At 34.6% G+C, this 13,444-nt stretch carries 10 protein-coding genes; all 10 read right to left on the reverse strand.

Annotated elements, in window-relative coordinates; translation table 11 throughout:
* Nucleotides 1-8: 8 nt before the first annotated feature.
* A complete protein-coding gene (locus tag BUE22_RS08480; RefSeq protein ID WP_073394575.1) occupies nucleotides 9-1,391 on the reverse strand; it encodes an alpha-amylase family glycosyl hydrolase in 1,383 nt (460 codons plus the stop codon).
* Nucleotides 1,392-1,482: 91 nt separating this feature from the next.
* Entirely contained in the window at nucleotides 1,483-2,565 is a 1,083-nt protein-coding gene (locus BUE22_RS08485) for a SusE domain-containing protein (RefSeq protein WP_073394576.1), read from the reverse strand.
* 13 nt (nucleotides 2,566-2,578) lie between these two features.
* On the reverse strand, nucleotides 2,579-4,087 hold the full coding sequence (locus tag BUE22_RS08490) for a RagB/SusD family nutrient uptake outer membrane protein (protein WP_073394577.1): 1,509 nt from the start codon (nucleotides 4,085-4,087) through the stop codon (nucleotides 2,579-2,581).
* A gap of 8 nt (nucleotides 4,088-4,095) precedes the next feature.
* Nucleotides 4,096-7,308: a TonB-dependent receptor gene (locus BUE22_RS08495; protein WP_243396776.1), complete on the reverse strand. Its 3,213-nt coding sequence runs from the start codon at nucleotides 7,306-7,308 to the stop codon at nucleotides 4,096-4,098.
* Nucleotides 7,309-7,497: 189 nt separating this feature from the next.
* Nucleotides 7,498-8,676: a FecR family protein gene (locus BUE22_RS08500; RefSeq protein ID WP_073394579.1), complete on the reverse strand. Its 1,179-nt coding sequence runs from the start codon at nucleotides 8,674-8,676 to the stop codon at nucleotides 7,498-7,500.
* Between the two features lie 385 nt (nucleotides 8,677-9,061).
* Entirely contained in the window at nucleotides 9,062-9,625 is a 564-nt protein-coding gene (locus tag BUE22_RS08505) for an RNA polymerase sigma factor (RefSeq protein WP_073394580.1), read from the reverse strand.
* Between the two features lie 380 nt (nucleotides 9,626-10,005).
* Nucleotides 10,006-10,662 carry an aspartate kinase gene (locus BUE22_RS08510; protein WP_042564741.1) on the reverse strand — a complete coding sequence of 219 codons (657 nt, stop codon included), beginning with the start codon at nucleotides 10,660-10,662 and terminating at the stop codon, nucleotides 10,006-10,008.
* Nucleotides 10,663-10,781: 119 nt separating this feature from the next.
* A complete protein-coding gene (locus tag BUE22_RS08515; RefSeq protein WP_073394581.1) occupies nucleotides 10,782-11,153 on the reverse strand; it encodes a YraN family protein in 372 nt (123 codons plus the stop codon).
* Nucleotides 11,154-11,236: 83 nt separating this feature from the next.
* Nucleotides 11,237-12,136, reverse strand: a complete 900-nt coding sequence (locus BUE22_RS08520; RefSeq protein WP_084540238.1) for a S66 peptidase family protein — start codon at nucleotides 12,134-12,136, stop codon at nucleotides 11,237-11,239.
* 163 nt (nucleotides 12,137-12,299) lie between these two features.
* Nucleotides 12,300-13,376, reverse strand: coding sequence for a serine hydrolase domain-containing protein (locus BUE22_RS08525; protein WP_073394583.1), 1,077 nt, complete (start codon nucleotides 13,374-13,376; stop codon nucleotides 12,300-12,302).
* Between the last annotated feature and the right edge of the window lie 68 nt (nucleotides 13,377-13,444).

Consider the following 13,444-nt stretch of genomic DNA (forward strand, 5'->3'; position numbering starts at 1 on the left):
CTTTTATCTTAGTTTTTCAATACTAAATATTGAAAAGGTTCTAATGTTATTTCTGCACTAACGGTTACAGTTGTTCCTGTGAAAGCATCTTTCCATGTTGCTTTTAAAGCAGACGGAACCAAATATTTTACAGCATTATTGGTTAAATTAGAAAGTACCAGCACTTTTTCAGTATCGTTTACCATTGTAAAAGCACTTACGGCATCGCTGCTATATCCTGTAAAAGTTCCTTTTTTAATAGCATTGCTTGTATTTCTAAAGGCGATTATCTTTTTGTATTCAGCAAGCATTTCTGTATCTGCAACAGACCAATTGATAGGGGTGCGCGCGAAATAATTCAGTCTTTGCGCATACCCAATTTCCTGACCGTTGTAGATCATCGGAACAGATTTTAAATATGCTGCCACAACAAATGCTGCCACAGATCCTTTTTTACCTCCAAAAAGCTCTAGTGGTGTTCCATCTGAAAGATTTACGTCATGATTGGTTGTGTAACGTACAACTCTGTTTGATGAATTGTAATTATTGGCATATTCTGTAGCATTAGAATCCTGCATTGTAGTAGCAGATTTATTTTCTTTAAAAACTTTTTCTAATGTGCTAAAGAAATTGAAACCAAATGTATAGTCAAAACCAGAAACGAAATGGCTTACCTTAGAACCTTCGGCCAACATTAAAATAGTTTGATTTGGTTTGATGCTTCTTAGTTTTGTAATGGCATCTGTCCAAAAACCTTGCGGAACAAAATCGGCATAATCGCATCTAAAACCGTCTACATTTGCCGTGTAAACCCAATACGACATTGCGTCGATCATTGCGTTTTTCATTTCGGTATTATTGAAATCCAATTGTGCTACATCAGCATAATTTGTTCCCGGCGGCATTATAATTTCGCCTTTTTCATTTTTTTGATACCAGTCCGGATGTTGTGTAATCCAGGCGTTATCCCATGCAGTATGATTGGCCACCCAGTCCAGCACTACAGCCATGTTTTTTTTGTGCGCTTCTTCAACCAAAGTCTGAAGATCCTGCAAAGTTCCAAAATCCGGATTTACAGCTTTATAATCTTTTACGGCATAAGGCGAACCTAATTCTCCTGAAGCTCTTTCTTTTCCAACAGGATAAATAGGCATTAAATAAATAACATTTGCCCCCAATTCCTGAATTTGGGTCAATCTGTCCTGAACTCCTTTTAAAGTTCCGGCTTCGCTAAAAGCACGAATATTTACCTGATAAATGATGGCGTCTTCTTTCTTTGGCATTTTTTCAAATGAAGCCCCAAATTGCGGATAGGCAGGTTCTGTATTTGTATTGTTATCATCTGATGAACTACAAGAAACAAACGCAAGTGTAAGCAGTAGTGTATGGATGATTTTTATATTAAATTTCATATTTTCTGAATTTTAAGCATTAAAAATGATTTAAAGTAACCTGCCTTTCAAAAGGAAAGACAGGTACAACTCAAACCAAACTAACTTTTTGTTATTTTTTTGTGATTGTATAATTTGCTTCTGCAGGATATCCAAGACCAAGCGGATCAACATCGTTTATCTTAAATGTAATTTCATAACTGCCGGCTTCAGCAATATAATGCGCTCCTGAGTTATCAAGATAAGCAACAAAATCTGTATTGTTTTTAGAACCGTAGTTAATTGTCCAGTCATTATTTAGCCTGAATTTTACGTTTCCGAGTATTAAATCGACTGTTATTTTCCATGTTTTTGTCTGGTAATCGTAGTTCATTGGTGTACTGGTTCCCCAGCCTCCCGGTGTTCCGTCACCAACAACTCCCCATGAATATACAATTGAGCTCCATTTTAAAGTATTTAAATTTACTTTTACCTGATAAGAACCTTCTCCCGGAAGTGCAAAATCAGTAGTACTCATGTTTTTCAGGTCATTATTTGTAGCACCTGCACCGTAAAATTGTTCCCAGTTTCTGCCTGTATTTAATTTAAATACAGGACCATAATCCGGTAAAACGGTTACATATCCCTGATAAATGCCTTTTGAAATTTCCGGCAAAGCCAATGCCGTGTCTACATTCCAGTCACCCTGATAAGCACCCGGCATATAAATTTCGCCAAAAACAACACTTTTTTCATAAGGTGTCACCGTTATTGTAGTCGTATTTGAATAGATTTTGCGATCCATTGTAGCTTCTATACGAACCGCTAATTGTCCCGGAACATTTATAGGAAGTCCTAAATCTGTTGCGATTTTGTTTAAATCTCTGTCAAGGAATGATTTGCTCAAAACATCTTCGCCCACAACAATTCGTTTTGCTTTTTGCCATGCCTGACTTCCGCTGATATCATTTACTAAATCAAATTGTATGGCGTAAGTAACGGGTGCAGCAATTGGAAAAGTAACTGCCGGCCACGAAACAAGCAAAGCCTGATCGTCTGCAGTCTCTTCAGTAAGTACAATTTCGCTTGATGAAACTTCAAATGAAGAAGGAAAACTTGTCGCTTTTAAAGTTGTTAATTGACCATCGGTTTCGCAGGAAGTGCCTAAAAACAGCAAGCCGCCCAACAGGAGTAATTTATTTATATATTTTTTCATGATAGTTTTGTTTTTAGTAACCAGGGTTTTGTTTTAATCCTCTGTTGGCATCTAAAGCAGATGTTGGAATTGGGAACAATTTTCTATAAGCCGGAGAGGCTGGTCTGAACTCGCTTGCCAATAAAAATTTATCAAAACGAATCATGTCTTGTCTTCTGTGACCTTCCCAGTTTAACTCAAATCCTCTTTCGTTATAAACATCGTCCAAAGTTGGGTTTGCGGCTAATTCGTTTAAACCTGCACGAAGTCTGATTTCGTCAATAAAAGGTTTTGCGGCACCGGCGTTTCCTAAACGAACATGGCACTCGGCTTTCATTAAAATTACATCGGCATATCTAAAAATTGGGAAGTCATTTGAAGCTCCTCCACCGGATCTTGGTGCTGCAGGATAAAATTTAATATTACGAACACCTGCCTGAGGCGCAGCTCCGGGATTGTCTAAAGAAGCAACATCAAGCGTGTAATTAAATCCGCCCGGTTGTTCTCCTACTAAAAATTGTTTGATTCGAATATCGTTTGCATCATATTTCAGGAAGAATTCTTTAGGCACAATAGTCCCGTTCCAGCCATCATATCCAAATAAACTTTTACCATGTGGACCGTACAAACTACGAGTTGCATAAATATTACGGGAAACGACATCAAGCGTTGCGTAAATTGGCAGAATGGTTTCATCATCCGGAAGTACATCTCCAAACAATTCGTAATATTTATTTCCTAGCGGACTAGCGTCGTTTGCTGCACCAGAGTGAAGACTATACCCGCCTTCGCTAACTTTATTACAAGCGGCTAAACATTCGTTCCATTTTGATTCTCCGGTATAAACTTCTGCATTCAGATAGACTTTTGCCAATAAAGTATAACCCGCCCATCTATTAAATCTTCCGTAATAATTTCCTCCTTTTGTAATAGAAAGCAAGTCTACGTTCTCAGTAATTTCTTTTACAATAAAATCATAAACTTCCTTACGGCTTGATTGCGGAATTTTATCAACTGTAATATTATTATCCGTATAAAAAGGAACATTTCCGAAATCATCAATCAATAAATAATAAAAGAAGGCACGCAATACTTTTGCTTCGGCAATTTTTGAAGCTTCGGCATCTGATTTTTCTAATAATTGAATGGCTAAATTGGCGTTAAAAATAGATTTGTACAACCAGTTCCACGTATTGTTAATAATGAAATCTGTTGGCAGCCATTCGTGTTTGTGTAAACGGGCAAAATCCTGTTGCCAGTCACCGGTATTTCTATGCGGAATTACCTGCTCGTCTGATGACATACAGTTCATGTCGTACCAGCCGTTATCTGCTCCGGCGTAACCAACACCCGGTACATTATTACGCTGAAAGTCACCCGGAATTTCTGCATAAACGCTGGCAAGAGCAATATCTGCCCCTTCCGGAGTTCCGTAAAAGCTGTCTGGCTGATATTTGTCGTATATGTTTTCGTTGATATCTGTACAGCTAAAAAGAGTTAGGAAACATGCGCTTCCTGCTATTAGTATATTTTTAATTTTCATTTCTTTTACTATTTAAATTTTACAGTCAAACCAAATGCAACACTTCTGGTACGCGGATAAATTCCGCGGTCTCCACCAAAATTATCATTAGGATCACCACTTCCGCTGATGTTCAATTCAGGGTCAACGCCTGTATAATCTGTAATTAGCAGTAAATTGTTTCCTGTAAGAGAAAGTCGAACATTGTCTATATATTTATCAGTAAAGCGGAAAGTATAGCCTGCCGTAAGATTTTCTAAACGTACAAATGAACCGTCTTCTAACCATACATCAGATCCGTATGGAGAAGAATGAATTCCTTTGTCGACAGCACTTTCTAAAATGTTTGACTTACCTGTATTTTCCAGCATACTTAAGTTTTGATTAAGCGCGTTGTAAATTTTATTTCCTCCGGAACCTCTAACTAACATTGAAGCATCGAAGTTTTTGTAACGGTAAGATGGATTAAATGCAAAAGTGTACGTTGGCAATGCCGAACCTGCATAATAACGATCCGGACTTTTTACTCCCTGATCGATTAAACCGTTTCCGTCACGATCTGAAACTGTTTCAACACCATTGTCGTTTACGCCGGTATGCTCTAAAATATAAAACGCGCCAACAGGTTTTCCCTGAACTAGGTAAGAGTTTGCCGCTCCCCAGCCCACATAATCAGTATTTAAAGGAATACCGTTAATACTTCCGCTTAAATTAAGTACTTCATTTTTCATGAAAGAAACGTTTCCGGCTAATGTCAGTGTGCTGTTTTCAGTTCTGATCACATCGTAGCCAAGGGCAATCTCCAAACCTTTGTTTGAAATACTTCCTACGTTTGCTTTAATTTCTTTGAATGGAAAAGGAGGCTGAGGTACCGTATAATTGAATAGTAAATTATCTGTTCTGGAATCGTAAACATCTACGCTACCTCTTAATCTGCCGTCTAAAAGAGAAAAATCAAGTCCGATATTAGTTTGTTTTTTGGTTTCCCATTTCAAATCGGCATTTGCGTTTTGAGAAATTCCAAAATTGGTAATAAGCGCTCCACCAAAATAAGTGTTTCCTGCACTATCTACTAATGGCAATGAAGTTTGCGGATAAAGACCTTGCTGATTACCGGTTTCTCCATATCCTACACGTAATTTTAATTCATTAAATAAAGTTTGATTCAGCATAAATGACTCTTTGTTGATTTGCCACGCCACAGATGCTGAAGGGAAATTTCCCCATTTGTTGTTTGTGCCAAATACAGATGAACCGTCTCGTCTGATACTTGCTGTAAGTAAATAACGGTCTAATAAAGCGTAATTTAATCTTCCTAAATAAGAAACTAAAGATCTGTCGTTTTTATATGATCTAATATCTGATGGTCTTACTTTAGACAAATCACCAAACTGAAGCGCATTGTAAGTCGCCTCATCGCTTATAAATCCTCTTGCCTGAGCAAAATTTCCCTGATAAGTCTGGCTTTGCCATTCGTATAAAGCCAACGCGTTAAAACTATGAACCCCGAAAGTTTTTTTATAAGTAAGACTTAAATTGGTTAGTTTTTCATTTTGTCTCTTATTTTCAATATTAGCATAACCTTTTTGTTCAACAGCAAAAGCTTCTGTAGATGATAAAGGCAAAAAATATCCCTGTGTTGAATTTGTTTTTCTCCAGCTTCCAAACCAGTTCGCAGAGAATCCTTTGCCTAAATCTAAATCTGCTTTTAAACTTCCAAATAAATTATCTTCCTGTCTTTCATTTTTTACCGATTGTGCAGCTGCATAAGGGTTTAAGTATTGAAATACGGTTGAATCAGTAAAATAAGATCCATCAGTATTATAAACCGGATCTGTTGGTCTGGCCAATAATGAATTTGTAATTAAGTTTGACTGATAAGAAACCGCACCAATTTTAGCAATACTTCCTGTAACATTATTTACGCCTGTATTTAAATTAAAAGTCAGTTTTAATTTGTCATCAAGTGCCAATTGCGTTGCCTGAACGCGGCCAATATATTTTTGATTACTAGAATTAATTACAACGCCATCCTGCATAATTGCTGTTATTGAAGCTCTGTAATTGAATTTATCAGTTCCTCCGCCAAACGAAAGCGTGTGCGTTTGTGTGATTCCGGTTTGAGTCAAAAGACCGTACCAATCTGTATCAGAACCGTGATTTGCAGATGCAGGAACACCAACGCTTTGAGCAGTTTCCCACCATTGGTTTGCGTTCAGCATTTCTAGTTTTTTCGGAATAAAATCGATAGAAGTATATCCAATATATTCCATAGTTGTTTTTCCTGCTTTATTTTTTTTAGTCGTTACAATGATAACTCCAGGCGCACCTCTGGAACCGTAAACTGCTGTAGCCGAAGCATCTTTTAGAACATCGATACTTTCAATTTCACTTGGCGGAACCTGATTTAGTAAATCCATGTTTCCCTGAATTCCGTCAACAACAACAAGCGGATCATTTCCTCCAATTAAAGAAGAAATACCACGAATACGAACGCTTGGTCCTGAACCCGGCTCATTACCAATTTGCGTAATATTTACACCCGCAGCTTTTCCTGAAATCAACGATAACGGATTTACAATTGCACCCTGATTCATGTCTTTTGCAGCTATTGAAGAAACTGCCCCAGTAACATCTTTTCTGGCTGTAGTTCCATAACCAACCACAACAATTTCCTGTAAGTTTGTAGCATCCGGAAATAATTGAATGTTGATATTGCTTTGGCTTGCCGTAACTTTTTTCTCTTTGTAACCAATAAAAGTTACCACAATTACAGAGGCAGAGCTTTCAACGGTAAGTTTATATTTTCCGTCAAAATCAGTTACCATTCCGTTTTTAGTTCCTTCTTCGATAACAGAAGCACCCGGCAATGGCAGACCATTTTCATCGGTAATTATTCCTGAAACTGTTTCTTTTTCATCGCGAATAGTTTCGGTTCTCAGTTCCGGTTTTTTCAGTATAATTTGTGTGTCGCGAACTTTAAATTCGGTTGAAGTTCCTCTAAAAAGTTTATTTAAAACAATATCAATGGGCTGGTTTTTTACCGAAATCGAAATCACACGATCAAGATCAATGTCATTTAATTTGTAAATAAACCTGAAATCTGTTTTTTGTTCTATGGTCTCAATAACCTTTTCGATTGTTGAATTGTTTAATTCAAGGGTTACTTTTGTTTTTTGGGCATAAGTATTTCCTCGAATATTAAACATGGCGACCAAAATAAGTAGTGTAGTTAGTTTCAATTTTAGGTCATTTTGGAATATAGAGTATAGGAACCCAATATTCTTAGATTTTTTTTTCATAATTTTGTTAATTGATTGTAGTTAATTCGTTATATTCAATCACTTAGTAAATCGGAAATTGTTCGCAGCTCTTTCCGATTTTTTTATTCCTGTACTTTTAGTTCTTCATGTTTTTTCATTGGTTATTGGTTATTTAATTAGTATCTGATTGTTTTTTATGGTGTAATTAATGCCATGAATATCATTAAAATAACTCATCACATTTTCTATAGATTCTTCTTTAAAACTTGCGTTGAATTTTTCGTTAGCCAGTTTTTCGTTTTTATTGATGATCGTAACATTATAGCGTCTTTCCAATTTTGTTATGATATTTTTGAAAGTCATATTCCTGAAAGTCAATCCGCCATTAATCCATGAAGTGTAAATGTCTGTGATTACTGGTTTGGTCATAATTGAGGCGTTTTCTTTATTGAAACTTCCTTTGTAACCCGGCTTCAAAATCGTATTTTTATCAGCATTAAAATCTTCATTACTATTGTACATTCCCACAGATCCTTCTACCAAAACAACATCTGTTGCAGCATCTTCGGGATAATTAGAAACATTAAAATGGGTTCCTAAAACACGCACATTTAAGTTGTCAGCATTTACTATGAAAGGGTGTTTTTTATCTTTTGCAACATCAAAAAATGCTTCTCCGTCAAGAAAAACCTGTCTGTTTTCGCCCGCAATAAATTTTACCGGATATTTTAAAGTTGTTCCTGAATTCAGATGAACAAGCGTTCTGTCTGACAATTGCAACTGGAATTTTTTACCGTACGGAATTTTAATTGTGTTATAAGAAACTTTCTCCAAATCTGAATTGTTTTCGTAAACCAGTTTATTTCCAGACTGATTTCCAACAACATTTCCTTTTGAATCTAAAACCTGAACAGAATTATCTTCATGAATAATCTGCACTTTTCCATTTTCTAATTGTAAAACAATATCCGTGCTTTTAAAGTCGAATTTTGGCTGAATGGTTTTATTCTGAATATTTTGTTTGTAGAAAAATCCAATTCCCAATAAAACCACAACCGAAGCTGCGATTGCAATGTATTTTTTGAAGTGAGATTTTTTAGGAGCAATATCAATAGTAGTTTCATTTTCTTTTGATGAAGTCAAAATGTTCATGAAAATATCATCGGCCTTTTGCGGACTCATTTTCGGCATTTCTCCCAAAAGATTTTGAATATCTTCTACAGAAGGAAAATCATCCGTAAGTTTATTTTTTTTGTAATATGCAATTACCTCGTTTGTTTCTTCGGGCGTACATTGGTTTAAAACAAACTTTTGTAATAGGTCTTTTATTTCAGAATTTGAATTCATTACGAATTGATTTTAGTTCGGGTTTTATATAATACAGTTGAAAGGAAGTTAAGTACTACTCAAACGTTGTAATTTTTTTAATTTTAACATATTGAAGAAAGGAAAAAACCTGTGAAATATTGATTTTGTTGAGGTTTTTAATGAAAAATATTTTTAAAATTTTTTCAGGTTTTTGAAGAAACGAACCATTTTTGTCATCCTGACGAAGGAAGGATCACACTAGTAGATCGACAAAGATTGGTGATTTTGTTTGCGGAGTTTCTTGTGTGATTTCTCCCTTCGCTCGAAATGACAAAAATATGGCATAAACCCTGGCGTCCTTTGTGGTTAAAACAAAAAAAATCACCCGGAAAGGGTGATTTTGATGGTTAAAGGGTATTTTGGTTTAGATAATTTCATCATGAACCTGAAAAAAGACTCGCATCGATTCTAATGCTTTGCTCATTTGATTCCTGACTGTATTTATAGAGATGCCGAGTTCCTGACTTATTTCTTCGTAACTCATGCCTTTCTTTCGTGACATTTTAAAAATTTGTTTCCGTTTAGGAGGTAATTGATTCATAGCTTCTTTTCGAAGTTTTTTGCAATCTTCTTCGCGAATCGAGTAATCGCCATATTCATGAGATTTTTGGCTTTCATAGAAAATCTCTTCTTTAAGAAGTACTTCGTTTGCTGCTTTGTTTAAGAAATTAAAAGCCTGATTTCGGGCAATTGTAAAAATATAGGCCTTAAAAGATTGTTCCAGATTTAAGTTTTCCCGATTTTGCCAGACTTTCATAAAAACATCCTGAACATTTTCTTCAGCAGCTTCTTTTGATTTTAAAATGCTAATGCTATAACCATAGATTTCCTGATAGTATAAATCAAAAAGTTGACGAAATGCTTTTTCGTTGCCATTTTTGAGTTCACTAACCAATAATTTTTCGCTATTGTTGTTCGCTTCTAACATTAATTTAATTAGTCTTTATTTAATTCTAATTATATTAGGATACTATCAAAATGAGTGGTCTTATTTGTTGACAGGTTAGCAAATATATAAAAATATAATTCGCAACAAATAGCATATAAAAAAACTTAATTAAAGTTTTTTTAATAAAATTTTAACGAATCCCTAGCAACGGTGCATAGGAATTGATTTTACGGGTTTATAAAATTTTTGATGGAATTTGTTAAAAAGCTGTAATTGCTGATATTTACAAGGAATATTCTTATGCTGAACTTTAAACACAACTCGATTTACAATATGATTAAAAAGATAAAATCCTTTTATCTAAAAGACAAAAGGATTTTATAAGTGCAGAATTGTAGGATTCTATTTTTTTATTTTAATTAGTTTTTCAAATCTTTAATTACTTTAAAAGCAACATCAACCTGATCTTCACCAACTAAAATGGTGAATTCATTTGAAGTTGAAATTACCTCATTTATAATAATTCCTTCCCAAGCCAAACGCTGGAAAATGAAATAATAAATACCAGGAACTACGATGTTTTCTTTTGGTAATTTTACTGTTATTGAAGCCAGATTATCTAATTTCTGAATTAGTTTTTCGCGCATAAAATGTTTTTCAACTAAATGATTTACGCTGCTGCTAACCACGATGTTAGTTTCATTTACACCACGGGATGAGGTATAAAAAATATCAGATAAAACATTAATATCAGAAATTAAATCTGCTTGTTTGTTCAATACAGTTTCTGAAGCTGCAAAGGTATAATCTGTTAATTCAGAACGAACTGTAATCTCACCAATATTCTTAATTACCTTATTAATTTTATGGTTCAATTTAAAATCTAATTCTTCTGTGAGCCGTTTTAGCGACATTACAACGGCGCCTTGTTTCACTTCTTTACCAAATTCACTTTCAAGTTCTGTCATAATGTTCCTGGACAGAGAAGTTAAGTTGATAATTCCAAGCGACAATGCATTTAGTAAAAATGGCTTTGTTTTGATGTAATTTTCTACAATTGATGAAACGGTTTTCATAATTCTTTTTTTTTTTTTGTAACTTAATTGGGTTGGTTTAGTTTAATAGGGTTGTTATAAAACCTTGCAAATATAAATAAAAAAACAATTTGTTACAAATATAACAATAAAAAATTATGTTAAAAATGGTAAAAAGCATCTGTAAGATGTTCAATTGCAAATGTTTCATCCTTTTTTTGTACGGCAATTATGTCAAAACGAATTTCTAAATCTTCTTCAAAATCCTTTTCCCTATAGTTTATGTAGGCATTTATTGCTTTTACCAGTAATTGAATTTTTTTTTGCTTGACAAAATCTTGTGGCAACCCAAAATCTGTACTTGATCTTGTTTTGACTTCTATTACAGCTAAAAAATTATCTTTTTGTGCGATTATATCTATTTCTGCCTTTTGAAAAAGCCAGTTTCTATCGAGTATTTTATAGCCATTTTCGCGAAGATATTCTACCGCAAGTTCTTCTCCTTTTTTTCCGAGTTCGTTGTGTTCTGCCATTTTTGCTTTTTAGCCACGAAGTCGCAAAGACACAAAGTTAATTTCTTTGCGTCTTTGCGACTTCGTGGCTATTTTGAGTTATATTATTTCTTAAAACTAAGTGTGCTTCCGGATGCGTTTACATCAATTGTCACTGTGCTTCCCATAATTAAAGCTCTGTTATCCTGAATATGACCTGCCGGGAAATTAAAAATTACCGGAATATTGTATTTTTTAGTAACGTCATCAACAATTTCAACTGCATTTTTCCCCCATGGTACTTCGTTATCTTTCATTTTGGTCATGGCGCCAACTACAATTCCTTTTAGGTTTTCGATACAGCCATTTCTGCGTAAATTCATCATCATACGATCAATATGATATAGATATTCGTCTAAATCTTCAATAAATAAAATTTTATCCTTACAGTCTATTGCCGATTGTGAACCTAATAAACTGTATAAAATAGACAGATTTCCACCCACTAATTCGCCGGTTGCAGTTCCAAAACGGTTCATTTTATCCGGCCCAACAGAATAGGAAAGAGGTTCGCCAAACAAACTCGATTTCATTGAGCTAATAGCAGCAGGAGTCGCACGCGGGATCGTTACGGGCATTACACCATGAATTGATTTATAACCCATCGTGTTTAAATGGTTGTGTAAAACAGTAACGTCGCTAAAACCAATAATCCATTTTGGATGTTGTTTAAATTTGGTAAAATCAAGTAAATCAATCATTCTTACCGTTCCATAACCACCACGAACACACCAAATTGCTTTGATATTTGGATTGTCTAATTGTTTTTGAAAATCAGCGGCACGCTGTTCATCAGTTCCTGCAAGTTGATTATAATCAAGTCCAATTGTAGTTCCGACAACAGCTTCCAGACCCCAGCTATGCAATAAATCGATTGTAGGCTTTAAGTTGTCATCTATATTCTTTCTGGCAGTTGCTAAAATGGCTACTGTATCTCCTTTTTGTAAATAAGGTGGTGTGATCATGTTTTGTTGAGATTGACAGGTGAATGATTGTAAGGCAAAAATAAGAAATACGAATTTACAGCAAGCAAAGTGTTTCTTTAAGTGACGGAAATTATTCGTTTTCATGTTTTTTCTTTTGCTTAAAATTATAAATTATTTTTTAAATCAGATTTTGGTTAAATAATTAACCGCCATATTGGTTTTGCAATTTTTCTAAAAGCAGCATTAATCCTTTGTCGGCTTCCTCAGACTGTACATTTGCAAACAGAATAAAAGCTTTGTTTATTGCAGGGCAAATATACACTTTGGTTAAAAAAGTTCCCGGATTTCCATTGTGAAAAGAATATTGTAACTCATTATTCTTTTTAATTTCAGATTCCCATCCAAACGAAAATTCGAATAAACCAAAATGCATATAATTAAATTCTTTTGCGGTAAAATGTTTTGATTTTCCCAATAAACCCTGCAATTGCATTTGCGTAAATTTACAATAATCAGGCAAACTAACATTTACATTTCCTGCCGATGAAAGCCAGTTGAGTTTATAATTTAATGCCGGAGCTTCGGGCTTTAAATCTTCATTATGTCCCCAGGGCTGTTTGATGTCTTTTAAATTTGGCTGACCAAAATCAAAATCGATATGTAAACTTTTGCCTAATTCTTTTACCAGAGTTTCGTAAGTTTTGCCTGTTGCTTTTTCGAGCATCAATCCCGCAGCAACATAACTTGGGTTTGACCAATAAACATCTTGTTTTTCTGAAATAGCAGGATTTTGTTTGAAAAACCAGGCGATAAATTTATAACGCTGTTGTTGATCGTTTCCCGTAACTTCTTTTTGGGTTGGCGTTTCATTTCCGTAAGACCATGTCGGGATGTGGGCTCTAAAAGTGATAAAATCCTGTAAAGTAAAATCGTAAGTTGCAGGATTGCTTTTTGCCTTTAGTTCCGGATATAAATCAAAGAATTTTGTATCCCATTTTATTTTTCCTTCTTTAACCAAAACAGCAGCAATATAACTTGTAATAGTTTTTGTAAGCGATCCTAAACGAAATTTATCATCCAGATTTGCTTTAAAATTGGTGTTAATTCGTTGATATCCCAAAGCTTCGATTTCTATAATTGAATCAGATGAAACAACGGCATAAGCCAATTCGGGAATATGATATTTTATTCTGATGCTATCTGCAAATGAACTTTTTTGCTGACTATGAGAAAGGTTGAAAATAATAAATAAAACAGCAGCAAAAAGATTTTTTTTCATTTTTTAATAAAGGAATTGAGTCAGCAAGTTACAAGACAAATTGCAATAAAAAAACACAAAACCAAAAT

It is taken from the genome of Flavobacterium pectinovorum, from assembly GCF_900142715.1.
In the GTDB taxonomy this organism is placed as follows: domain Bacteria; phylum Bacteroidota; class Bacteroidia; order Flavobacteriales; family Flavobacteriaceae; genus Flavobacterium; species Flavobacterium pectinovorum.

What these genes read in the sequence shown, in the direction of transcription:
- BUE22_RS08480 (WP_073394575.1), bottom strand. Translation starts at nt 1,391, where the DNA reads ATGAAATTTAATATAAAAATCATCCATACACTACTGCTTACACTTGCG.
- BUE22_RS08485 (WP_073394576.1), bottom strand. Translation starts at nt 2,565, where the DNA reads ATGAAAAAATATATAAATAAATTACTCCTGTTGGGCGGCTTGCTGTTT.
- BUE22_RS08490 (WP_073394577.1), bottom strand. Translation starts at nt 4,087, where the DNA reads ATGAAAATTAAAAATATACTAATAGCAGGAAGCGCATGTTTCCTAACT.
- BUE22_RS08500 (WP_073394579.1), bottom strand. Translation starts at nt 8,676, where the DNA reads ATGAATTCAAATTCTGAAATAAAAGACCTATTACAAAAGTTTGTTTTA.
- BUE22_RS08505 (WP_073394580.1), bottom strand. Translation starts at nt 9,625, where the DNA reads ATGTTAGAAGCGAACAACAATAGCGAAAAATTATTGGTTAGTGAACTC.
- BUE22_RS08510 (WP_042564741.1), bottom strand. Translation starts at nt 10,662, where the DNA reads ATGAAAACCGTTTCATCAATTGTAGAAAATTACATCAAAACAAAGCCA.
- BUE22_RS08515 (WP_073394581.1), bottom strand. Translation starts at nt 11,153, where the DNA reads ATGGCAGAACACAACGAACTCGGAAAAAAAGGAGAAGAACTTGCGGTA.
- BUE22_RS08520 (WP_084540238.1), bottom strand. Translation starts at nt 12,136, where the DNA reads ATGATCACACCACCTTATTTACAAAAAGGAGATACAGTAGCCATTTTA.
- BUE22_RS08525 (WP_073394583.1), bottom strand. Translation starts at nt 13,376, where the DNA reads ATGAAAAAAAATCTTTTTGCTGCTGTTTTATTTATTATTTTCAACCTT.